The following is a 23918-nucleotide window of genomic DNA, read 5'->3' on the forward strand; positions in this document are numbered from 1 at the left end:
TTCAATGACCGGGCTGCAAGCGATTCGGGCAGTCAGTTTGGAAAATTTTCAACGGGGCCGCACATTCACCAGGTAACGGCCGTAGAAGTCGACGCGAATCGGCAGCGCTGCCTGCAGCAACGCCAAGGCAGCATCGCTGTCTTGCAGCGGCAGTACCCCGGTAAAGCGCAAGTCTTGCAATCGGGACGTGTCGCTCCAGATGAGCCCGGGGCGATAGCGATCCAACTCGGCCAATACCTCGGGCAATGGCCGATCGTGAAACACCCGCTGCGCGAGATGCGATGTGCTGGGAGCGGGCTGGCTGATTTTGCCTTGCAGTGGTAGCAACTGCACGGCGGCCACGGCGACCGGCAAGGCCAGAGCGAGGCCGATGGCGGCCATACGTCGTGAGCGTTTGGGAGAGGGCGGCGAGACGGCCTGCCACAGTTGCTGCAACTGATGGTAAACCTGGCCATGACGGCTGTCGGCTTCGCACCAGGTACGAAATTGCACCAGGTCTTCAGGCGTCGGGTGCTCGTCCAGGCGTACCAGCCACTCGGCCGCCTGGTCGCGAATGGTGTCCAGGGTCCGGGCCTCAGTCATGCGCACGCCCTTCGGGCATGGCATCGAACAAGCGTGCATGACAGTGAGCCAGCGCCTTGGCCAGGTACTGCTTGACGCTGCTCTGCGAGACCTGCAGGTGCCGGGCGATTTCACCGTACGAGCAGCCATCGACCCGCGCCATGAGGAAGGCCTTGCGAGGTTTTTCATCCAGTTCTTCGAGCAGTAACAGCAACACTTTGGCCAACAGCTGGCGCACCGCAACGATCTGCTCCGGGCCTTGCTGGGTGGCTTGTTCCAGCAGTATCGCCATGCTGCGCAAGGTTTCTTCTTCGACCCGGCGTCGATGGTACTGGTTGATCAACAAGCGATTGGCCGCCACCAGCAGGAACGCCCGGGGCTCCTTGAGCGCTGGCAGATGCTCGAGGCCCAGCAGCTTGACGAAGGTGTCCTGGGTCAGGTCGGCGGCATTGTCCGGGCAGCCCAGTTTTTTGCGCAGCCAGCCGAACAGCCAGCTGTGATGGCGCTGATAGAGCTCGGAAAGAGGGGATACGGGCTGGCCCGGCACAACAAGACCTCTGGCGAAAACGAATCTAAATGGGAAGCTGGTGCGGTTGCGAATGCTGTCATGCCGGGGCGAAGCAGGCAAGGGGAGGATGATTGGCGTTTTTAGCTACGCTCGGACTGCCTGGAGGCCGCGAAGCGGTCGAGGCCAGGCAAGCCCGATAGTGCAGGCTGTGCTGGCCTCATCGCGGGCCAAGCCCGCTCCTGCATCAGTAGTTCAGTGTATAGCGCAGGATCAAGCGATTCTCGTTGGCACTGTCGGCGTAGGTGGAGCGGTTGGTTGAGTTGCGCCATTGCAGCGAAAGCCCCTTGGCCGGACCACCCTGGACCACGTAGGTGATATCGGTCATGCGTTCCCATTCCTTGCCGTCTTCGCCCGTTGCGCGAAGGCCGGCTGCCTGTGAGGTATTGACCATGGTCGGGTCGACGTCTTCGCCCTTGGCGTACTTCACCCCGAGGGTCAGGCCGGGAACGCTCAGGGTGACGAAGTCGAAGTCGTAGCGGGCGAACCAGACCCGCTCGTTCGCCGCAGTGAACGTACTCACCAGCGACTCGCCGAATAGGTAGGTGTCGGTGCCGTTGACGAAGGCGAACGGGGTATCGCCCCAGGCCTTCTGGTAACCACCGCCGAGGGTATGGCCCTTGAGGCTGTAGGCCAGGTAACTGCTCAAGGTACGGTTGTCGACTTCGCCCAGGCTCTTGTCGCCGGTCTCGTTGGCATCGAACAGGCGCACATCGGTAATCAGGGTACCGACCGAGAGTGGCTGATTGAGTTTCAGCCCGACGTAGTTGTTGCGGTACAGGTCTTCAAGTTCGGCGACGTGGTAGCTCAAGGTCAGCGTCGGCAGCGCTTTGTAGTCGAAGGCCAGGTAGTTGTAGTAGTCCGCTTCCACCGGCGCGTAGCCGGTGGCGGTGAGGGATTCGAAGTCGGTGGAGTTGCGCTGCTTGACCTTGCTGATGCGCAGGGCCGAGAAGGTCAGCCCCGACAGGTCGTTGGACACCAGGCTACCACCGCGAAACACCTGGGGCAGCAGGCGGCTGTTGTTGCTTGCCAGCAACGGCATGACCGGGTTGATGCCGCCGATGCGCAGTTCGCTCTTGCCCAGGCGCGCCTTGGCGGTCACGGTCATCTTGCTGTACTCGTCCTCGACATTGCGCTCGGAATCGTAGGCCAGCAGCCCCGATCCGGTGCGGTCGGGGCTGGAGTCCAGCTTGACTCCCAGCAGGCCGAGGGCATCGACACCAAAGCCGACCGTCCCTTCGGTAAAGCCCGATTGCAGGTTGAGAATGAAGCCCTGGCCCCATTCGTCGCGCTTGTTCTGGCGGGCATCGTCGTTGCGAAAGTCGCGGTTGTAGTAGAAGTTGCGCAGTTCAAGGCTTGCCTTTGCGTCGTTGACGAAGTCCGCCATTACCACCGGGGCTTGGGCGGCAACAGCCGTGGCGAGCAGCAGCTTCACAGGGTGTTTCGACATTACAGGCACCTTTTATTTTTGTTGTTGTGATCAAAGTGAAACGTGGCGAATGCACTGACCGGTTCCCGACCGGTCACCAAGGTGTTTTCGACACAGGCAGGGTCGGCGTAGCCCAGGCTCATGCCACACACCAGCATCTGCTCGGGCGCAATGCCCAGTTGCTGCGAGATAAGGGAGTGGTACTTGAGGAAGGAGGCTTGCGCGCAGGTGTGCAAGCCCCGGCCACGCGCGGCGACCATCACGCTTTGCAAGAACATCCCGTAGTCGAGCAGGCTGCCCTCGCCAAGGCTTCGGTCGATGGTGAACAGCAGGCCGACCGGGGCATCGAAGAACCGGTAGTTGCGACCGTGCTGCTTGTGCATGCGCTGCTTGTCGCCCTTGTCGATGCCGAGCAATCCGTAGAGCGCCCAGCCCACGGCCCGTCGCCGGTCGAGGTAGGGCGCTTTCCATTGGTGCGGGTAGTACGCGTACGGGTCCTGCAGATGGGCGCTTTGCGCTGGGTCGTCGTCGAGTTCGGCGATGGTGCGCGACAGCTGCGCCTTTGCCTCTCCGGTCACCACGTGAACATGCCAGGGCTGCATGTTCACGCCAGTGGCGCTGAAGCGTGCGACATCGAGGATGGCCTCGATGTCTGCCTGCGCCACGTCCTTGGCCAGAAATGCCCGGATACTGCGTCGCGTCGTGATGGCCCAGTCAACCGCCTGGTTCACAAGCTGTGCGGAGGCTGGCGGTGGCGATAGTCGGTTCATATTCGTGCCTGCAGGTGTGTTCAGGCGATTTCAGCGCGAGAGCGCCAAGGCCTTTTTCTCTTGGGTCGATTGCGCCCTGGACTGGTTGATCAGGGTGACCGCCAGGGCACCGATCAGGCCCGCCAGGCTGATGGCCATGAAGTTCTGCTGCAGCGGCAGGGCCAACGACACCAGCCAGCCGATCAGCACCGGGGCGACAATCGCGCCGATGCGGCCCACGCCGGAAGCAAAGCCAACACCGGTGGAGCGGATTTCGGAGGGATAGAAGTCACCGGCGTAGGCATAGGCCAGCAACTGGGTGCCCAGGGTCGAGGCGCCTACCAGGAACACCACGGCGAACAGCAGCGTGGTATCGCGGGTAAAGCCCAGCAGGGTGAGGGCGATTGCGCCGATGATGTAGAAGCACACCAGCACATACTTGATGTTGAACTTGTCGCTCAACCAGCCCCCGACCATGGCACCGGCAATCGATCCCAGGTTGAAGACGATCACGAAGTTCAGCGCAGAACCCAGGCTGAAGCCAGCCATTGCCATCAGCTTGGTGAGCCAGGAGTTCAGGGCATAGACCATGAACAGGCCGGTCATGAACGCGGTCCAGATCATCACGGTGCTGAAGCCGCGCCCTTGCTTGAACAGGTCGCGTACCGGGGTTTCCTGGGTGCTCTGTACGGGGGCGTTGCCGGTCACCACCGCGGAGTTGGCGAGGGGCAGGCCCGGCTCGATCTTCTGGACGATCTCGCGCAGCTCATCCTGGCGACCGGTACGGAGCAAGTAGCCGATCGACTGCGGCATGCTCTTGAGAATGAAGGGAATCAGCAACACAGGCAGCCCTGCGACGTAGAACACCCATTGCCAGCCGTAGCTTTCGATCAATTGCTTGGCGGTCAGCGCCACCAGGATGCCGCCTACCGAGTAGCCGGCGAACACCAGGGTGATCAGCCGGGTGCGCAACTTCAGCGGCGAGTACTCACCCATCTGCGCGGTACACACCGGCAGCACACCACCAATGCCCAGGCCCGCAATGAAGCGGGCGATGCTGAAACTGACCGGATCATCGGTCAGGCCCGCCACGGCGGTGAAGATACTGAACAGCGCCACGCAGATGGCGATCATGCGCGGACGACCGATCCGGTCAGCCAGGGTGCCGAGGAAGATTGCGCCCAGCATGGTGCCCATCAGCGCCGAGCCCGCCATGATGCCGGCGCTGGTGGGGTCGACGTTCATGTCCTGCATGATGGCGGGCAGTGCCGCACCGACCACGGCCAGGTCATAGCCGTCGATGATCAGGATGAGCACACACCAGAACAGGATGCGCCCGTGAAACCGATTGAACTTTGAATCCCCTGCCAACGCATATACGTTCACTGATTGCATATCTGTCTTCCTTCGCTCTTATTCTTGTTTGTGAAGTGCACAGTCGTGATGCCAGGGCCCAGTGGGCAACCTGCTGCGAATCCTAGGGTGGTTTACCCATGCGTCACATGCCCGTGGGCGTCGTTGTGTTTGACCGAAATGGACACACCCGTCGCCGCAGCCGCGCGGCTGCGATCATGGGCAGCGGCATGGGGGAATGCAGGGTGGTACTGATTACGGCGAGGGGTCAGGAAACCCTGAACTCTTGCGTGCTGGTGCGGCGATACGCACCGGGGCTTACCCCGGTCCATTTCTTGAAGGCGCGGTGAAAGGCACTGGTTTCCTGGAAGCCTGCCTGGGCGGCGACTTCGCAGACGGTCAGGTCCGATTGCCCGAGAAAGTTGATGGCCATGTCGCGCCTGAGACTGTCCTTGAGCCCTTGGTAACTCACCCCCTCAGCCTGCAAGCGCCGCTGCAGGGTGGAGCTGGACATGCTCAAGTGGTTGGCGATCTCATCCAGCGCCGGCCAGTCTTCCGGTCGGTGGTCGCGTAACCGTTGCCTCACTTGCGCACTCAAGCTGGCGTCGTTGCGGTACTTGACCACAAGGCTGGCCGGCGCCTCCCTGAGAAAGGTCGCCAGGCTCTCGTGGCTCTGGGCCACCTTGAGCTTCAGGAAACCGGGATCAAAATGCACGACGGTTGCCGGCGCACCGAACTCGATGTGTTCGCAGAATCGCATCCGGTAGTCACTGTCATCGTCGGGGCGCGGCGAGCGAAAGCTCAGCGCCTGTAGCGGTATCCTGCGGTTGCCGAGCCAGCACAACAGCCCATGCACCAGGATTAGCCAGGTACCGTAGCTGAACAGCCGCCGCTCGATGCCATGGTCGTGGATGATGATCTGCGCCGAATCACCGTCTACCCGCAACTCGCCGTACAGGTCATCCAGCCCCAGGCGCAGGAACGCGAGAATCCGGCGCAGCGCTTGCTCCAGCGATTCACAGTCAATGGTTGCATGGCACATCAGGCGAAAGCTGCCACGGCGCAAGGGATGGCTGTCGATGGCGAAAAACTCATCGTCGAGCATGTCCGACAAGGCCACCCACAGCCGTGAAAAGGCAGCAGCCGAGACACGCGCGTTGGGAGAAAGGAGCAATTGCGGATCGATACGGGCTTGCTGAAGGGGAAGGGCAGTACACAGCCCCCGCTGGGCTGCGCCATAAAGGGCTTCACGCACAAGGCTGATGGAAGTGGTTCCTTTATAGGCAGCGAGCATTCTGTCGTCTCCATCCGTTGGTTCAAGCCGGAGGAAACTTAACAGATGGCCGTGAACGGCGGGGCGCACATTTTTGCACATGCGCCAAGCGTTTAAAGGGTAGGGGGCTGATTACCGATAGTACTGGGTAATGTCGTCCATCACCGCGTCCTGAGCCGTGTATTGATCGGGCCGTTTCTGGATACGCGAACGGGCACGTTGATAAACCGCCGAATGAATACCCAGAAACGGAAAGCTTTCTTCAGAAAACACCGGCACTACCACACTCACTCCGTTGCGATACTCGTAATTGAATGTTTGCGCAAACAGCCCGGAATAGTGCCGCGTGTACTCGATCTTGCTAAAGCCTGCTGCCTTCAACGCATCGATGATCCGCATGCCAATGTAGGTGGACGGAGGCGTGCACCTCAAGAGCGATAGACGTCCATCGCCACCAAATAATTTGATGCGGGTACTGCCAGCCTGCATGCCCGAATGATGGATCGCCGTCAGGATTTTACTCATGTTGTGGTTCAGCTGCTTTTCCGTATCGAAGTGAGCGCACACGAGCCGCCTGGCATTCGCGTCTTCCCCATACAGGCCGATACAGGTTTGTATGGCGGGCATGGAGAGCGACAGATTCTCGGTAGGGAAGACACCATAACTTCCTTGCATGACAACAGCGCGCATAACATTCTCTTCCTTTTTGAATGGTCTGACTTAGTTCACGGAACACGTCCTAACGCACTGTATCTGGCGGGAGTGTTGCTGGGGTTAGGAATAGTCCTATTTTTAAACGGACTTGAGGGCGCGGGAGGCGAATCTGTTGGGGCGGCTAAACTTAACTCAACTAAATAGTCATTTAGTTGAGTTATAATTTTTTGTTATCAAAAAGGTGAGGGGCGAAGGGCACTTTTCGAGAAACCAGATACTGGTATCCTCACGGGAAGCATCTAAAAGAAGTGGAGAGCATATGCCCCAGCTAAGCCAGGCTGAAACCGAAGAGATCCACCTTGAGATCATCAAACTGATGAAGGATACGAAAAAAATCAACATTGAGACAGGGAAAATCACCAGCGAGATTTTCTGGTATCCCATGGCTATTGCATTGGGGTTGATCGGCAGTATTTCTACCGTGACCGCAGTGATGATTAAGCTGATCTGAACCCATATTGGACCTTTTATGGAAAATTTATCTGCTCGAATGGTCGAGGATGCTTACCGGTACCTACGTGGAGCTAAGCAGCTTTTACGTGGTGATGATCTGATGGATGTAGCCCAGATCAACGCCGCCTTGGGTATGGAAATTTTATTGAAGAGTTTTGTGGCAGTGCCGAACAGCAACCTGGGGACGCTCTGGGAAACCTATGAGCTGGATAAACCCATGATCAAGGCTGCGTATGAACAGCTAAAGGCTGCAGGAAACGCCGGTGACAGGATCGACTGGCATGATCTTTTGATGCTGTTTCATGCAATCCCTGAAAGCATACGACGTAGCGTTGGTCTGCATCGCCATGTCGACGAAATCGAATCGAACCGTTATGTGTTTACGAACGCACGGTATCGCTATGAAAAGAATGCTCGCCAGTGGTACTGCACGGGCTTAGTCGGCGTGCTGCAGGATGTCATTCCGCGAATCGTTGAGTATCACAAGCAACAAGGCTCAAAGGATCCGTTTATTCAGAGCTTTCAGAAGTCGGCAGGACCGATAGTAGTCTAGGGTTCCATCTAGGCTGAAAAGCAGCCTCCAGAGCCCCCCGAACCTCTATAGAGGCTTTCGCATAATGTATATTATGTTAAATCTGATTCTGTATCAGAACCCACTGAGCTGTCACCTGTTGTGAGCGTTACTTAAAAATGATAGAGATGGCTTGCGACTTCGCAAATTTGAAACTTTTGGCCCTGAACTTCCACGTATTGCTTTCGTTTTTCTGAAAATTTGAAACTTTGTCGGTTGTTTTTCTGAAAATTCGAAATTCCGTCTCCCGTAGATTTACCAACCTTAAGTTTTCGGCCTGCACACTGAGCTAGACTCAAGAGTACTCGGAAGTAAATCTGCATATCGTTAGTGAAATAATCGCTTGATGTCAGCTGAATTAAACGACATTCATGAATCGCTTTCTGGGTGCCAGGTTTGCGTCGGGAGTTTTAAAGATGGACATGCGAGCGGGCACCGATCGTGCTTATTTGCTTGCCAATCGTCGCGCCATTCGCATGATGTGCTGGTGCATGATGGGATACCGTACTTGCTGCTCATGAAGGCGCTTCAAACGGAGACCAAATACATCTCACAATCGGCCTGTCCTCCCATGGAAGGCTCAAAGTCAGGGCATACAGCGCAATTATTGTTGATAAGATAATTGGGGATAATTGAGTGTGTACGCACCCTCCTCCTTTCCCAATTACCGCCTATACGGATTGTCGGAAACTTTGAGCCTTGGAAAAGCGCATCGCCGATAGACTGGCTGCTGCCCTAGCAGTGCTACCGAACCAGAGTTTTACGCTGCCTAAATGAGCCTGGTTTACGCCCACACATCGATGTCGCTTATGAAGATGGGCGCTGGCTTCTTGAGCCAAGACTTGGCCAACACGCAATTGCCGAAGACCAGCGTAGAGATTTAAAAAAATTGTTCGCGCCGCGCCAAGAAAGCTCAATGTTCTCCACTCCAAAAAACAACAGAAACCGCAGCGTGGTGCTCGAATGTATATGGGCCGCTCATCAATGTGCGCTGCCAATTTGGAAGACACCGCGTTTCTCAGAATATTGGTGGTGTACCCAACTGAGCGATTGGACAAGGACATCGCATGCCGTGCATACCTGCCGGTAAACCATTCAGAGCACGTGCCGGTTGAGGGTTTCTTGTATCGCCTCGGATACGGCGTGAGCAATGAGCCATTGTGGATCTCCTTCCTTCAAACCATTGGATATACCTATTGATTGGTAGCATTTCAATGCATGGAAGTCTCTACGAAACCCAGGGAAATTCTCCTGGGCCTATTCAAGCCTTGATCGGCTACACTCAATGTTTCCGTTGCTCTTCTTCAACTTAGGAAGTCGACAATGAACTTCAAATGCCAACTCAGCTGTTTACTAATCTTCGCAAACATCTGGGGATGTACCACATCATCAACTCATGTAGTGACTGTGTCTCTGGATGCCACTCGACAGAATGCTGGACAAGTAGCGAATGCTACCCTGGCCAATCAAGGCAAGCAGACCGGCTTCACATTTTTCATCAGTGGAGTTCCGGATGGTACCTCCTTGCCCCTGCGCCTATACACCTTCATCAACAAAGGCAGTTGCAGGCAACCGGGACCCATCGCTTACGCCATGAATGATCGGATCGACACGGAACGCATGGCGAGAGCACGTGCCTGGACGTACTCAAGAAGCGCTCATGTTGCAATGCCAGATCTGCTTTCAGATGACTATTCCATAGTTGTTCGCACTACGCCGGCCGACGGTGATGTCGAAATTTTCTGTGGGGATATCAGGGAGGCTGGATCGTGAAGTAGATGCCGTCGCTCTAGTCCTGGGCGCACTGGAGTTGCAAGAGCGCCATGCAATGGTGTATATGATTAATATGATAAAGCCATTCTTGTGGCCCTTGCAGATCAACACCTAGCCGTTGGGGAATGCTATGAGTATGAAGGTGAGAGCGGCAGTGGCTCATGGTGTTGGGGTGCCATTGACCATTGAAGACGTGCACCTCAGGTCACCCTCCGAGGGAGAGGTGTTGGTCCAACTCAAAGCGTCGGGGCTTTGTCATACCGATCTCTCTGTGATTGAGGGCAAGCTTCCCCAAAGGTTTCCGGCCATCCTTGGTCATGAGGGCTCAGGCATAGTTCTTGAGTGCGGACAGGGTGTAGAGAACGTGAAGCCAGGTGATCACGTTATTTTCAACGACCTTCCCCGCTGCGGACATTGTCGTTCGTGTCGTTCCTCTTTCGGCTCGTATTGCGAAGACATAGGGCTGGCCAACAGTGCGCCTCTATTCAAGTGGAACGACCATTCGTTGGCGGCAATCGGACAGGCTTCGACCTTCGCTAGCCATACCGTGCTGCACAGCTATCACTTGACGGTAATCCCAGAGGACATCCCTTTTGAGTCTGCTGCGTTAATGGCATGTGACGTAGTCACCAGCGTGGTAGCGGTCTTGTTCAACGCAAATGTTCGAAGCGACAGTTCGGTGGTGGTGTGGGGTACCGGTTCGATTGGTCTGAATGTAGTGCAAGCGGCCAAGCTTGCCGGCGCCAAGCGTATCATCGTCATTGGTACATCAGCAGATAAGGAATATGCAGCTCGACTATTCGGCGCAACCGACTTCATCAACCCAAGTGAACTTGGCCGATCAGCTATACAACACATCAGGACCTTGATTGGTGGGCCTGCGGATTATGTATTCGAGTGTACGGGCGATCTAGAGCAACTCAAACAGTCCGTGGAATTGGCCAATCCCTACTGGGGGGTCTGCCTGGTAGTAAACGCACCGCCTTTCGATCAGCAGATCAATTTACCCGCCAGTCTTTTCGAGTACGGTCGCGCCGTCCGCAACACCCTCACCAGTGATGCAAACCCTGCCACTGATACACCGAAAATTATCGATTGGTACCGTCAGGGCAAACTGCGCCTGGATGAATTGGTCACTCACCGCTTGGCTCTGGACGAGATAAACCAAGGTTTTGAACGAATGAAACGAAGTGATGCTATACGCTCCGTCGTCATTTTCTGATCCCTGAGCGATGTATTTCAGCGCCGTGCTTTATCACTCCTGGAATCCAAATGAATCACATCAAACTCGGCAACACCGGTCTTGAAGTATCACCGCTGGCTCTAGGTTGCATGACTTACGGCGCACCCGATCGTGGGGCACAATCCTGGACGCTGGATGAAGAAAAGAGCCGGCCACTCATACGGCAGGCCATTGAATGCGGTATCAATTTTTTCGACACAGCGAATGTCTACTCCGACGGAAACTCGGAGGAGATCCTAGGTCGTGCGCTACGTGATTTCGCTCGACGCGACGAAGTAGTGATTGCCAGCAAGGTCTTCTTCAACTCGCGACGTTCAGCCAACGTCAGTGGCTTGTCGCGCAAAGCTATTTTCAATGAAGTCGACAATAGCCTGCGGCGGTTGGGCACCGACTATATCGACCTGTACCAGATCCATCGGTGGGACTATCACACGCCTATCGAGGAAACCCTGGAAGCCCTCCACGACCTCGTCAAAGCGGGCAAGGTTTTGTATCTAGGTGCCTCGTCCATGTACGCCTGGCAATTTGCCAAAGCTCTGTATACCTCTCAACGCCATGGCTGGACCCCGTTCGTTTGCATGCAAAATCAGTTGAACCTGATTCACCGGGAGGAAGAGCGCGAGATGATCCCATTGTGTCGGGATGCGGGCATCGCAGTTATACCCTGGAGCCCTCTGGCGCGCGGGCGATTGACACGAGATTGGAATGAAAGCAGCGAACGCGCAGAGGCCGATGATGTCGGTAAGCGCTATTACACCCAACGAACAGCCGATTCCGATCGTGAAGTGGTCGAAACGGTGGCAGCTATCGCTACTGAACGGGGGGTGTCGCGGGCTCAAGTTGCGCTGGCCTGGGTCAAGCAAAGCGCTGGCGTAACCGCTCCGTTGATTGGCGTATCGAAGCCCCATCATCTGACCGATGCCATTGCCGCACTGAGCGTGCAACTGATCCCCGAAGAAATACAGCGCCTGGAAGCACCCTACGTTCCGCACGAAGTGGCTGGATTCAGCTGAACAGTAAACCATCCTTTTTGCCAACAATCCCAGGTCCGTTGCCACTATGAAGATTCACCAGCTTCGCGCGTTATTGGCTATCTGTGAAAGTGGCAGTATCCAGGAAGCGTCCAGGACACTGCACATTTCCCAGCCTTCCCTATCGCGCAGTATCAAGGAACTCGAGGCAGAGCTGGGTGTAAGTTTGTTGGTGCGTTCAAATCGCGGAATCACCCTTACCCAGTACGGTGAACACCTGGTCACTCGGGCACGATTGATTGTTGAGGAAGTCCGCCGCGCCAAGCACGAGATAGAAACGCTCAAAGGCTCAATGGATGGTAGCGTGACCCTTGGGGTTTCACCCGTGACCCCGAGCACCAGGTTCGTTGATTGTGTGGCTCGATTTCGCCAACGTCACCCCCAAGTCCGTCTGCAGATCGAAGAATTGCGCCCTAGTAAATTGATCGAAGGGATGCGCGAAGGGCGACTGGATTTGGTACTGACATCGTATGGAGGCGCACGTCATCTCGAAGGGTTTGAATGCATTGAGTTGTACCAGGAGCCTGGTGCCCTCGCCGTTCGCAAAGACCATCCCAGCAGCGAGTTGCGTGCACTGCGCGACCTGCGCAAGCTGAACTGGATATTGCCCGATCGCATCGAAGACTCACCCGTGGCTTCGATGTTTGCCGAGCAACGACTGATGCCGCCAGACAATCTGATGACCTGCTCTTCATTGGTCATGTATTTGGAGTTGGCCACGCGTACAGATGCGGTCAGTTTCTGGTCCAAGCGCGGTATGGCCTTGGGGGACTTACGCGATCACCTACAGGTATTGCAGGTGATTGAAGCAGTACCCTCGTTTACCTTTTCCATGGTCAGTCGCGAAGCCAGCCTGTTGACTCGCGAAGCAGCCGCCCTGGCAGAAGATATCGTCTACGAGTTCTATGGCAATCGCTGTGTAACAGGACAGCCCCAGGTTAGTGACGAAATGCTGGTCTGCTGAGCGCGCTCTACCTTTGCCATGCAAAAGCCCTATCCCCATACGCTTTAGTGATTATTCCACTGCACCAGAGCTTGGCATGCTGCGAATCACCCACTTTATACAATGGAGATTCCGGCATGTCCCAAAAGCCTCTCGGGCTAATTCCAGAAATCGTGGCAATGCAAAGTGATTTTGCGGCCATTCGACAACACATTCATCAATATCCGGAACTGGGGTTCGAGGAGCGCGAAACCAGTAAATTAGTAGCTTCTTACCTGCACCAATGGGGATACCAGGTCCATGAAGGTATAGGTGGCACCGGTGTTGTCGGTGTTCTGCAGGCTGGGGAGGGTCTGCGGGCAATAGGTTTGCGTGCCGATATGGATGCTCTACCTATCGAAGAAGACAATGACTTGCCCTATCAAAGCAAACACATTGGCAAGATGCATGCCTGTGGCCACGACGGGCATACCGCGACGTTGTTGTGCGCTGCGCGGTATCTGGCCGAGCATCGAAATTTCAATGGCACGCTTAATCTGATATTTCAACCGGCCGAAGAAACCCTTAGCGGTGCAGTAAGCATGATTGATGACGGTCTTTTCGAGCGTTTTCCGTGCGATGCCGTGTATGCGCTGCACAATGCCCCTGGCTTGCCTGTAGGCTGCTTTTCCGCTCGAAGCGGTACACTGGGAGCGTCTTCAGACCAGGCTGTCATCCGCCTGATCGGCCAAGGTGGTCACGGCGCAATGCCTCACTTGGCCCGAGATCCAATCGTTGCTGCTGCTGAAATGGTTCTGGCCCTGCAAACCATCGTGTCACGCAGTATTGCTGCAACGGAAGCTGCCGTCATTACGATCGGTGCCCTGCACGCAGGTGATGCGCCCAACGTGATTCCCGCCCATGCCACACTCAAACTCAGCATTCGGGCAGTCGACCCAGATGTGCGGGCTCATTTGAAGCAGCGTATCAATGAGGTCGCGCAGGGCGTGGCAATGATCCATGGCATGGACCTGGAGATGGATTATCGCCAGCTTGTTTCTTGCCTGAACAACAGCGTGGCGGAAACCCTCCTGGCGCAGAAGGTCATCACTTCACTGGTGGGAGAGGAGAATCTCATTACCAGCTCGAGTAAACGCAGTTTCGGTAGCGAAGACTTCGCCTGGATGCTTGAGCGAATACCTGGCTGCTACGTAGCGATTGGTAATGGCGACGGCGCCGCCACCGGCTGCGAGGTACATGGTCTGCACAATCCCGGTTATGACTTCAACGACCAGATTATTGCCTATGGCGCCAGCTATTGGGCTCGTTTGGTACAGACCTACCTGGTTTGACACTCTCCCCAGCGCAGTCGCCAGGAGGCGATCAACATGACTAAGGTTGTAAATAGACGTCACATCATCGTGGCTCTGTTGATGACGGTAATGATCATCAGTGCATTGGATAAAACGATTTTTGCCTTCGCGGGGGTGCAAATCATCGAGGAGTTGCAGCTGACGCCCGAACAGTACGGGATGGTAGGTAGCGCTTTTTTCCTGCTGTACTCCTTGAGCGGTGTCATGGTGGGTTTTTTGGCCAATCGCATTCAGACTCGCTGGATCCTGGTAGGCATGTCATTAGTCTGGATGGCTGCACAAGCCATGGTCACTTTCAGTAGCCAGTTGGCGACCCTGATAGCCAGTCGGGTGCTGCTCGGTGCCGGAACCGGACCAGCAACAGCCGTCACCCAGCACGCTGCATTCAAATGGTACGAGCCTTCAGAACGAATGCTGCCGTCCTCGCTGATCTATACCTCGATCATGATTGGCAGTTTGATCGGCGCTTTGGTACTGCCTTTCGCCATCGAGCGACTGGGCTGGCGTATGGCCTACTTGCTACTCGCTGCTGCGGGGTTCGTGTGGATGGTGGCGTGGCTAGTGTTTGGCCGCGAAGGCGATCAACACAGTGAGGTTAATGGTACCCAGCCTGGCGCCCAAGGAGTCTCCTACCGTTGCCTGTTGTTGAATCGCACATTCATCTGCCTGACCCTTCTGGGATTTTTTTGCTACACCCCTGCAGCCCTCGGCTTCAGCTGGACGATCGTTTACCTGAACAAGGGAATGGGACTTCAGACTCAGGCACTCAGCGCCTACCTTTTGAGCATGACAAGCATGGCGATTGTCAGCGGGTTGTTGGTACCCGCTTTGGCTCAGCGCGCTTACAAACGAGGGGCCAGTATGTTTCGCGCAATGGTTGTGCCGCCGTTAGTCTGTTGTCTATCCGGGGGCGCGATGTTGGCGGCAATAGCGATCACCGATCAATCCAGTATCAAGTTGACCCTGATGTTCCTGGCCACTGTTTTACTAGCGACATTGCCACGCTTTAGCATGACCCTGATTGCGTATTTTACCCCGACGCCGCAAAGGGGATCGCTGCTGGCGGTGCACAATGCCGTGCAAACGTCAGCAGGCATCGTGACCCCCGCCTTGGTCGGGCAACTGATTGCATTGAATGGCAATGACATCGCGCATGGATTCGAAATTGCAGTCGCATGCTTTGGAATCTGTACGCTGGGTGTCGCTCTGTTAGGTTTCGTTGGTATCAATCCCCAACTGACTCGTCAGCAGTTATTGAATGACGGCAGCGAAATTGGTCAGGAATGTGTTGGTCGCCGACAACTCGCCCCTTCGCCTGAAACAAGTTGATCCTTCAAGGGGAAATGCGGTGACTCGCGCCGTCATCTACCGGACGACGCTGCACAGCATGATCAAGGGTACGCCGCCAGCTGATGTACTTGCTGACCGATATTGCGCCCCGCTACCAGTGAATTGATAGCTTCATGCAGGTTTTCCATGCCCTGGACCACATTGTGGGACTGGATCAGCCTGCCTTGTCGATACCACTGCCCCACCTGAGCCATGAACGACGGCAGCCTGTGATAGTGCGTATGAGCCAGGAAACCTCGCACCTCAAGCTGCCGATTAACCGCGGTCATGAGATTGGCCCCTGGCACTTCCCCCCCGCCGCTGTACTGCGCGACCTGTCCACACATCGCCACGCGAGCGAAATCGCACAACAGCGAGAAGGCCGCCTGCTGGACTGCACCGCCCACATTTTCGAAATAGCTGTTGACGCCTTTCGGACAAGCCTGTGCCAGGCGCTCTGAAAAGTCGGTAGCCTGGTAATCCACACAATCGTCGAAGCCAAACTGGTCACGGACGTATTGGCACTTCCTTGCACCGCCGGCGATTCCAACAACCCTTGCGCCCAAGGCTTTCGCGAACTGGCCAGCAGTACTGCCCACTGCCCCTGCAGCTGCGGAAACCAGCACGGTCTCACCTGGCGCTGGTCGGCAAATGTCGGTGATACCCAGCCATGCAGTAAACCCTGTAATGCCCAGGATGCCCAGGTAGTGCATTGGGTCCACTACATCCGACTCCAGGACCTGGAGACCGACGCAACGTTCGGGATCAATGCGCTGGTAGCGTTGGCGCGTTCCCCCGAACAAACGTACCAGTGCACCTTCGCCATACTGATCAGAACGGCTACTGACAACCCGGCCGATACTCGCCGAAGCCGGCAAGCGATCCCCCGGCTTTACTGTGAATACATACCCGCTGGAGCTGTCCAGCATGGCGCGGCTTCCGGCATCGATGGTCTGGTAGATGATTTCGACCAACATTTGGCCCGGACGCAAGTCAGGCATGGATTCCGTGGCCAACTCAAAAATGTCTGCTGGCAATACACCAGGATCCGGAACACGGTTTAGACGAACAATGGTGTTCTCAGGCATCAATGATTCGGGCACACGGAACCTCCAACGCAGGATGGCAAGTCTTTAACTACTAGTGCTCGTTTTAACGCACGTGCACTTCGCCCGAGGGCTTCTCGTCAGTTTGCAGGGCATATCCTGGCGAACCTCGCCGGGGCAACGCCAGACACACTAAGAGGCATGCCACGCACAGCAAGGTAATGATGCCGAAGACAGTGGTGTAGGCCTGTTCATTAGGGAAGGTACCGGGATGCTCGCTGCTGGTAATGGTATGGGCACCAAAAACGAAGGCAACCATTTGCGCACCCACGGCCATAAAGGTGGTTCGAATCACTTGAGTCAGACCGGTTATCTCACTGATACGCTGAGCCGGTGCGACCTCAACGATCAGGTTCGGGATTGCGCTGAAGGCAATGGCCGTACCGATCCCGTTGGCCATCACCGCCAATACCACGAACCAGATTGTGCTGTGATGAATGGTTAATGCTGCCCAGCCGCCGATCAGGAAGAACATTGCATAGAGCATTGCCCGCCGCGCGCCATGGCGGCCAGAAATGTAACCCGCCCACGGAGAGGCCACGATTGCGACTAACGATGAAGGCAACTTGATCATGGCGGCCATAGTGGCTGCGACACCCAGGCCGACACCCGTCCAGGCAGGCTGCTGCAGCAGCGTGAAGAGCACTTGTGCAAATTGCATGGCCCCTACCGAGATCAGTACGTAGCATAGGTTTGTCAATGCGATCTGACGATTGCGGAACAGCCGAACGTCAATGAGTGGTGTCGGGTGTCGCCATTCATATAGCCCCCAACACACCAGCAACACCAGGCTGCCGCCTCCCAGACCCAGGGTGCGGGTATCTGCCCAGCCCCAGGCCGGCGCCTTGGTGAGGGCGAACAACAAACCTGCTACTGCAGGTGCAAACATTACCCCGCCCAGTATGTCCAAGTGTTCGCCTTGTGGCTTGCGCGGCGAGGGTGGCAGTAACCACATCACCAGGACCAGCCCGATCACTGCAGCGATAGTACTGATGTAAAAAATCCAGTGCCAGGTCAAGTAGTCAATAGCCAGCCCACCCACCACAAAACCCACGCCCGCAGCAGTTGACATGGTCCCGGCGACAATACCGATACCCAATGGCACTTTGTCTTGAGGTAGGTTTTCGCGCACCAGGCCAAAGCATAGAGGGGTCACTGCAGCCGCAACGCCCTGCACAGCCCTCCCCAGCACGATCACCTCCAGGCTATCGGCTAGCGCGCTGATCATTGATCCTACGGCAGCCAGTACCAGCATGACGATCAAAACGCGGCTTCGCCCGTAGATGTCACCGATTCGTCCACAAATGGCCGCTGCGGCTGCCGCCATCAACAGATAGGCAGTGATGACCCACCCTACCAATCCGGGGTCGTTGAACATCTTGTAAAACGTTGGCAGTGCTGCAAAAGCCATGCTGACTTCGAACGCTGAAGCTATTTCGGCCAGCATCAGTGCAGCGATCACACGCTTCCAGCCTCTATTGTGCTGTGCACCCATGGTCGTGACTCCTCAGGCCCGCGAGGCCAACGGTTGTTCTGGCTGATCGACATAGACATCGGTTGATGATCCGGCACGGTGTAGCTGCGTTACTTGGACTGCCCCTTCGGCATCCTGTGACTGGCGCAACTCTTTGCCGACGTCACGAAGCAAGAAATATGACAACGCTGGGATCAAAGTCAGTGCACCGAGCATGTTCCACAGGAACATGAAGGTCAGCAGGATGCCCATGTCGGCCTGAAACTTGATCGGTGACCATGCCCAGGTGATCACGCCAGCAGCCATCGTCACCCCAATCAGCGCTACCACACGCCCGGTGAAATTCAGGGCTAACCCATAGGCTTCGGTGAGCGGTACGCCACGGCGCTGGGCAGCCAGTTGCACGCTTAACAAGTACAACGCGTAGTCCACACCGACCCCTACGCCCAAGGCGATAACTGGCAGGGTCGCCACTTTGACACCGATACCCAGCATCACCATCAATGTTTCACACAGGAATGAGGTGATCACCAGAGGAACCATGGCTACGATAACGGCCCTCCAACTGCGGAAGGTAATCAGACACAACACCACGACAGCGGCATAGAGCAGACCGAGGATCCGGTAGTTGGCCTGCTTGACCACAATGTTGGTGGCGGCTTCGATACCGGCAGGACCAGCTGCCAGCAAGAACTGACGATCGGCGGTATTGTGCTTGGCGGCAAAGGCCTCGGTGGTTTTCACGACGGCATCGAGGGTGTCGGCGCTGTGATCTTTCAGATAGGCAATCACAGGCGCGACGCTGCCGTTGGGATTCATCAGCTCAGGGTTTCCGACCAGCAAATTCTGCGTGACGTTACCGAAGGTTTGCTCGTTACGTGGGATAGTTGCCCACTTGGGGTTGCCTTCGAATGAGCCCGAGGCCACCTGTCGAATACCGCCAGCTACCGACGAGGTCATCAGCACCTGGGGTAGTTGATCCAATTCCCAGGCCAGACGGTCCTGCTCCACCAGCGATTCATACTTACGCATTCCATCTTTGCTGGTCTTGACGATCACCGCGAACTGGTCACTGGAGAGGCCATAATGTTCATTGATGTAGGCCACATCACGGTTGTAGCGAGAATCCGGACGTAGCTCCGGTGCCCCGGGGTCCAAATCGCCCATCTTCAAGCTGGTCAAGCTGATAGCGGCCGCGACACCGCCGACAACAACGGCGCCAATCACCAGCGGTAGTGCAAAGCGCCGCTCGGTGCATCGCAGCAAAAACCCAAAGGCGCCAGCCCTGCCGTCACCTCGCTCACGCAGACTACGCAAGGCGGCTTTTTCGCTGACCCCTGTGTAAGACAGTGCAACTGGAATGAAGAACAACTTGGTAAAGATCAACACCATGACGCCCAAGCTGGTAGTCATGGCCAGGTCGCGAATAACGGGGATATCGATGATCATCAAAACCGCGAAGCCCACCACGTTGGTGATCAACGCTGTAAGCCCGGCGAGGAACAAACGTCGGAAGGTATAGCGTGCGGCAACGTACTTGTGTGTGCCGCGCCCAACATCCTGCATGATGCCGTTCATCTTCTGCGCGCCATGAGACAAACCAATGGCGAAGATCAGGAACGGCACCAGGATCGAGTAAGGGTTCAAGTCGTAGCCCAACAGCTGCAACAAGCCAAGTAGCCAGACAACCCCTATACCGGCGGTAACTACCAATAACAGGGTGCTGCGCAAGTCACGGGTATAGAGGTAGATGACAAGCGTCGCGATCGCAGCCGAGATGGCAAAAAAGAACATCACCTGGACCAAGCCATCGATGAGATCACCGACCAGCTTGGCAAACCCGATGATGTGGATCTTATAGGGACCACCTTGTGGTAGCTGGTTAACTTGATGTTCGACGTTCGCAGCGTACTGGAACTTGTCGCGCACTTCATTTTCCAGCAAGGTCGACAAAACACGGTAGTCCAGCGGTGCACCTGTCTCAGGCAAGGTATCGAGAAGTGGCACGAAGATCATGCTGGACTTGAAGTCCTTGCCTACCAAGTTGCCGCGCAGGTTCGCTCGCATCACGTTCTGTTTGAATGTCTCCAGCGATGCAGGCGATGCGTCGTAATTGAACGGCATCACTGGCCCACCACTGAATCCTTCTTCGGTCACTTCGGTCCAGCGCACAATCGGTGTCCACAAGGAACGAATGAACGCACGGTCCACACCCGGGGTAAGAAAGAGCTTGTCGTTGATCTGCCTTACGACATCCAGATAGTGCTTGTCGAAAATATCGCCTTGTTCTGTCTGCACGACGATGCGCAACGAATTACCCAATCCCTTGAGTTCGGACTTGTTGGCGAAATAGTTCTGAATGTAGGGGTGTGACTGCGGAATCATGTCATCGAAACGCGCCTGTACAGCCAAGCGCGTGGCGTGAAAACCCAACACCAGCGTTACAGCAACGACCAGTAGGATCACCCAGATTCGATGGTTGAATATCAGCCGCTCCAGCCAGTTGCCGGATTGTTGGTCGAAATCCTTGAGTTCTCGCACCACAGGCAGGCGCAGTTCTTCGGTGTTGACAGCCATGATTGCTCCAATTCAGTCAGACGGGTGGCTCAGCTGCCGGATGCCGGTAAAGGCTCGACCTGGACTCCGTTGCTTCCAATCAATGCCACGTGGCCAGCGTCAAGAACCTCGACACCGGCCAGCGGGGTACTGCGCGAAATCGTTACTGGGACAAACTGTTTGCCGCTCGGGTCTGCAACCAGCATCTGCCCTCCTTGGCTGACCAAGGCAATACGCCCGTCCGCAAGCACTGCACTACCCGTTAGCGCATTGCTTATGCCGGTATCAACTTTTTCCCAACTATGCCCCTTATCAAGGCTGCGATAGACCGTGCCACGCAAACCATAGGCAAGTACGACGTTATCGTTGCCGACCACACCGAAAAAGGTGCCTCTGTAGCCAGTGTTAGAGGGAACGAATCGCTCACCTTCACGACGAAAGACTGTTCCGCGCTCGGAAGCGATATATAGGTCTCCTGCGATCTGGGAGATCGCCCCCAAGTGCAGGCTGTCAGGGTTATCGACTTGCTCAAGAATGGGCGTCCAATTCACGCCGCTGTCATCGGTGCGCATAATCAGGTTGAATGCGCCAACGACGTAGCCAATCCGGTCGTTTTCGAACCACACATCAAGCCACGGCTGCTCTGGTCCCGTGCCGTAATTGAGTTGGGTCTGATCCAGCAGGCCTTGGTAGATCGACTTGGTGTCTTCATTGGCCTGGGCGAGACGTTGTTGGTAATAGCTGGCCATGCTCCTACCGGTACTGAAGCCATCTTGTTGCTTGACCCAGTTCTGACCACCGTCCTCACTGTGAAGAATCACACCGCTATGCCCTACTGCCCAGCCGTGCTGTGGGCTGGGGAAATTCACCGCAGTCAGGTCGACACCTACCGGCACGCGGGCCTGTTGCCAACTGATTCCTTGATCGTCGGAATACAGAATATGTCCCCGCCAACCTACTGCCACCAATCGTTGGCCGGCGTGGGCAATGCCGACCAACTGGGTTGAATTCGCCAACGTGCTTGTTAATGACGGAACTTCGAGGGGATCGACTGTGACAGGGTCAGCAGCGAAAGGCATATGGCCGATCAACAGCGTCGACCAGGCAATACACCAACCTAACCATTGTTTTTTCATGTCGAACCCACCTCTACCGTTATTATTTTTATCGTGCCGGGTGACCCAGCGGCTATCACGTCAAGGGGACGGCCGCGCCGCCCCTTGTGCGCTTCGCAACAAATCAGAATGAAGTTTTGAGGGTCAAGGTCACGCGACCACGGTCAGTTGTCTGCCACGCGCCGGCACCGGTATAGCCCGTACCATTGCGCACGATGTTCGCCGAGGAATCTGCCCAGACGAGCGATGCTGTGACTTGTCTGCGGATATCAGCCTCGATGCCTGCCGAATAGGTGTACAACCCCTCGCTCGTGCCGCCAAAATCCGCGGTGTTACCGTGAAGACCACCGCCCAACGTCAAAGGAATACCCAGGTCGACTCCCGGGAACGCCTGCAGATACTGGGGTTTGACTGAGATGTTGAAACCTACTGCATCACGAGTTGCGCACCCGGCCTTCTTACCCAGCGGGCATCCCACGGTATCCTCGCCGTTGAAGAGGTTTTCATTGTCGGTAACTTTGTCCAGGTAGTCGTAGGTCAGCTCGGCCGTGAACGTGCCGGTGTCCCACAGTGGCGTGTTTGGTAGCGAAACAATGGTGTTGACCAACGCATGCCAAGTGTTGCCGCGCGCACCTTCATCGCCTGGAGCCAGACCTATTGAGCTCAACCCCGCGTTTCTCCTGGTCATGATCTCTGCACCGACGGCATAGGTACCAATGGTCGTGTCCATACTCAGGCCAATCAGCTTTGTGTCGCGGGGGAAGACGGCGCGCAGGTGGGTGGGGGCGTTGGGGTCACGCATTACCCAGAAGCCGTTCTTCTCATCGAACTCACGATAGTACAGGCCGAACGTGGTGGCATTAAGCTCCGGAACAGTCCATTTGGTGCTTACGCCCCAGTTTCCGCGTTTTTTGCTAGGTTCCAGAGGGTCGTCGACCCGGAAGTTTGCTGTAGGACCTACGCCGCCGAGACGATCAGGACCATCAAGCAGGAAGTCTGCCGATCCCAGGAAAGTTCCACCCTCAGGGACGCGAATATGGTCCCAGTCCAGGTAGTACTGGCCGGCGAATGAGATGTTATCGGTGACCTGGGTCTGGAACGACACCTGATTGAGCGGAAGGAACGTTTCACGCGTCTCGGTGCCTGGGGTCGCCGCGCTTTTCTTGGCATCAATCGGGTGCTGGCTATAAGCGATGCCACCCTGGGAGAACAGTGAAGTGCCCCAATACACAACATGGCGCCCGTACTTGATGTTGATCGGTCGCTCCGCAACCGTCAGGTTTGTATAGACAAAGGCATCGAGTAGCTCACCTGAGAAACCGTTGTAGTAGCGCTTCGTGTACGACGAGTATTTGTTGTTGTCGTAGCTGGAAACGCCAGGCAGATCCGGGTTGCTCTTGACGTCATCATCGTCATACGCCTGGTCATACCAGGCCGTTCCCGAAGTGCGCAGGCCAAACTGATTCTGCCAATCCAACTCAAACTCGGACAATAGATCGATGCGGTTGGTAACGACATCACCCTTGTCAAATTTGAAGTCACCGTCGTCGGCAGTGGCAGTGTTGGCGATTCGCCGATCACGTCCATCGACCCGGTAACCCAGGTTGTAGCGCAAAGTATTGTCGAAGCGAGCACTGAGGCCATCGATGCCCGTATTTATGTCCATGGCTTGCGCAGGGGTCAGCACCCCCACCGCAAGCACCACGCCGGCTGCCTGAAACGCGTCCCGGTAGCCTCTGCCGAATACGGCTGGCAGCTTGCTTGCACTCATTTGAACCTCCAAACACTGTTGTTGATGTTGTTATGCGGAGTGTTTTTCTAGTTGAGCTACTGCGAATCAGGTCAGGTCCCTTCCCGCCCTATCGTGTTAATCATCCTAATCCTATAAATGATTAGGCGTCAACGTGACGAAGTGCTTTTTTCCAAAACGCAGGGCGGGAAGGCATTGCTCCAACTGGCTTCGCTTTTATTGAGAGGGGTAAGCAAGACACGCTCGCGCTGATGGAGGCATAGGTAGGAAGAACGGCAGTTTCGCTGCGCTAGCGGTTTACGCAAGTAGCCTGGGCTCAGGTTGCAGCCATAAGTGCGCAAGCTTTCTGGAGGGGCATATAGAAGGCGTGATGATCGCGAGGACGGCATCTGAAATTAATAGCAATCAGCTTTCTATGTGCGTGCGACGCCGCCCAGCCTCACGCCTGAAACTCTAAATTTGTTTTCTGCCGTTTTTTTGCCGGCCAGTGAGTACTCGCTCGAAGAGCCCGTATTACGGGAGCTGTAGACGTTTTCAAAAAAATGAGCACGGTAAACAATTTGCTTAATCATACAGCT

At 55.9% G+C, this 23918-nt stretch carries 19 protein-coding genes; 7 read left to right on the plus strand and 12 right to left on the minus strand.

Features of this window, described 5'->3' with window-relative positions; genetic code table 11:
• Window positions 1-48: 48 nt before the first annotated feature.
• The 7 genes from NPS58_RS12970 to NPS58_RS13000 all read right to left on the minus strand — a co-directional run bounded on the left by NPS58_RS12970 (window position 49) and on the right by NPS58_RS13000 (window position 6620).
• Entirely contained in the window at window positions 49-582 is a 534-nt protein-coding gene (locus tag NPS58_RS12970) for a DUF4880 domain-containing protein (protein ID WP_274115750.1), read from the minus strand.
• On the minus strand, window positions 575-1108 hold the full coding sequence (locus NPS58_RS12975) for a sigma-70 family RNA polymerase sigma factor (RefSeq protein WP_274115751.1): 534 nt from the start codon (window positions 1106-1108) through the stop codon (window positions 575-577). Before NPS58_RS12975 ends, NPS58_RS12970 begins: the two co-directional genes overlap by 8 nt.
• Window positions 1109-1313: 205 nt before the next feature.
• Window positions 1314-2576, minus strand: coding sequence for an OprD family porin (locus NPS58_RS12980; RefSeq protein WP_274115752.1), 1263 nt, complete (start codon window positions 2574-2576; stop codon window positions 1314-1316).
• Window positions 2576-3325: a nitroreductase gene (locus tag NPS58_RS12985; RefSeq protein ID WP_274115753.1), complete on the minus strand. Its 750-nt coding sequence runs from the start codon at window positions 3323-3325 to the stop codon at window positions 2576-2578. The genes NPS58_RS12980 and NPS58_RS12985 overlap by 1 nt, the downstream gene beginning before the upstream one ends.
• A gap of 30 nt (window positions 3326-3355) precedes the next feature.
• Window positions 3356-4699, minus strand: coding sequence for an MFS transporter (locus NPS58_RS12990; RefSeq protein ID WP_274115754.1), 1344 nt, complete (start codon window positions 4697-4699; stop codon window positions 3356-3358).
• A gap of 226 nt (window positions 4700-4925) precedes the next feature.
• The gene (locus NPS58_RS12995) at window positions 4926-5951 is read right to left on the minus strand and encodes an AraC family transcriptional regulator (protein ID WP_274115755.1); all 1026 of its coding nucleotides are present in this window, start codon (window positions 5949-5951) and stop codon (window positions 4926-4928) included.
• Window positions 5952-6062: 111 nt separating this feature from the next.
• A complete protein-coding gene (locus NPS58_RS13000) occupies window positions 6063-6620 on the minus strand; it encodes a hypothetical protein (RefSeq protein ID WP_274115756.1) in 558 nt (185 codons plus the stop codon).
• 283 nt (window positions 6621-6903) lie between these two features.
• On the opposite strand from NPS58_RS13000, the gene NPS58_RS13005 reads away from it, so the two are divergent.
• The 7 genes from NPS58_RS13005 to NPS58_RS13040 all read left to right on the plus strand — a co-directional run bounded on the left by NPS58_RS13005 (window position 6904) and on the right by NPS58_RS13040 (window position 15339).
• Window positions 6904-7095 (plus strand): hypothetical protein, encoded by a 192-nt coding sequence (locus tag NPS58_RS13005; protein ID WP_274115757.1) that lies wholly within the window; start codon window positions 6904-6906, stop codon window positions 7093-7095.
• 18 nt (window positions 7096-7113) lie between these two features.
• Window positions 7114-7650, plus strand: a complete 537-nt coding sequence (locus tag NPS58_RS13010; RefSeq protein WP_274115758.1) for a hypothetical protein — start codon at window positions 7114-7116, stop codon at window positions 7648-7650.
• 1921 nt (window positions 7651-9571) lie between these two features.
• Window positions 9572-10663, plus strand: coding sequence for an alcohol dehydrogenase catalytic domain-containing protein (locus NPS58_RS13020; RefSeq protein WP_274115760.1), 1092 nt, complete (start codon window positions 9572-9574; stop codon window positions 10661-10663).
• A gap of 50 nt (window positions 10664-10713) precedes the next feature.
• Entirely contained in the window at window positions 10714-11697 is a 984-nt protein-coding gene (locus tag NPS58_RS13025; protein WP_274115761.1) for an aldo/keto reductase, read from the plus strand.
• 46 nt (window positions 11698-11743) lie between these two features.
• Window positions 11744-12679 carry a LysR family transcriptional regulator gene (locus tag NPS58_RS13030; protein WP_274115762.1) on the plus strand — a complete coding sequence of 312 codons (936 nt, stop codon included), beginning with the start codon at window positions 11744-11746 and terminating at the stop codon, window positions 12677-12679.
• Window positions 12680-12795: 116 nt separating this feature from the next.
• On the plus strand, window positions 12796-13989 hold the full coding sequence (locus NPS58_RS13035; protein WP_274115763.1) for a M20 aminoacylase family protein: 1194 nt from the start codon (window positions 12796-12798) through the stop codon (window positions 13987-13989).
• Between the two features lie 36 nt (window positions 13990-14025).
• Window positions 14026-15339, plus strand: coding sequence for an MFS transporter (locus tag NPS58_RS13040; RefSeq protein WP_274115764.1), 1314 nt, complete (start codon window positions 14026-14028; stop codon window positions 15337-15339).
• Between the two features lie 62 nt (window positions 15340-15401).
• On the opposite strand, the gene NPS58_RS13045 is transcribed toward NPS58_RS13040, so the two are convergent.
• The 5 genes from NPS58_RS13045 to NPS58_RS13065 all read right to left on the minus strand — a co-directional run bounded on the left by NPS58_RS13045 (window position 15402) and on the right by NPS58_RS13065 (window position 23361).
• Window positions 15402-16442: an NADP-dependent oxidoreductase gene (locus tag NPS58_RS13045; RefSeq protein ID WP_274115765.1), complete on the minus strand. Its 1041-nt coding sequence runs from the start codon at window positions 16440-16442 to the stop codon at window positions 15402-15404.
• 49 nt (window positions 16443-16491) lie between these two features.
• Window positions 16492-17940: an MFS transporter gene (locus tag NPS58_RS13050; protein WP_274115766.1), complete on the minus strand. Its 1449-nt coding sequence runs from the start codon at window positions 17938-17940 to the stop codon at window positions 16492-16494.
• Between the two features lie 12 nt (window positions 17941-17952).
• Window positions 17953-20496, minus strand: coding sequence for an efflux RND transporter permease subunit (locus NPS58_RS13055; RefSeq protein ID WP_274115767.1), 2544 nt, complete (start codon window positions 20494-20496; stop codon window positions 17953-17955).
• A 29-nt stretch (window positions 20497-20525) separates the two neighbouring features.
• Complete coding sequence (locus tag NPS58_RS13060; protein WP_274115768.1) at window positions 20526-21611, minus strand: WD40/YVTN/BNR-like repeat-containing protein; 1086 nt, start codon at window positions 21609-21611, stop codon at window positions 20526-20528.
• Between the two features lie 103 nt (window positions 21612-21714).
• Window positions 21715-23361, minus strand: a complete 1647-nt coding sequence (locus NPS58_RS13065; protein WP_274115769.1) for a DUF1302 domain-containing protein — start codon at window positions 23359-23361, stop codon at window positions 21715-21717.
• Window positions 23362-23918 lie beyond the last annotated feature (557 nt).

The organism is Pseudomonas putida, from assembly GCF_028682455.1.
Lineage (GTDB): Bacteria > Pseudomonadota > Gammaproteobacteria > Pseudomonadales > Pseudomonadaceae > Aquipseudomonas > Aquipseudomonas putida_AA.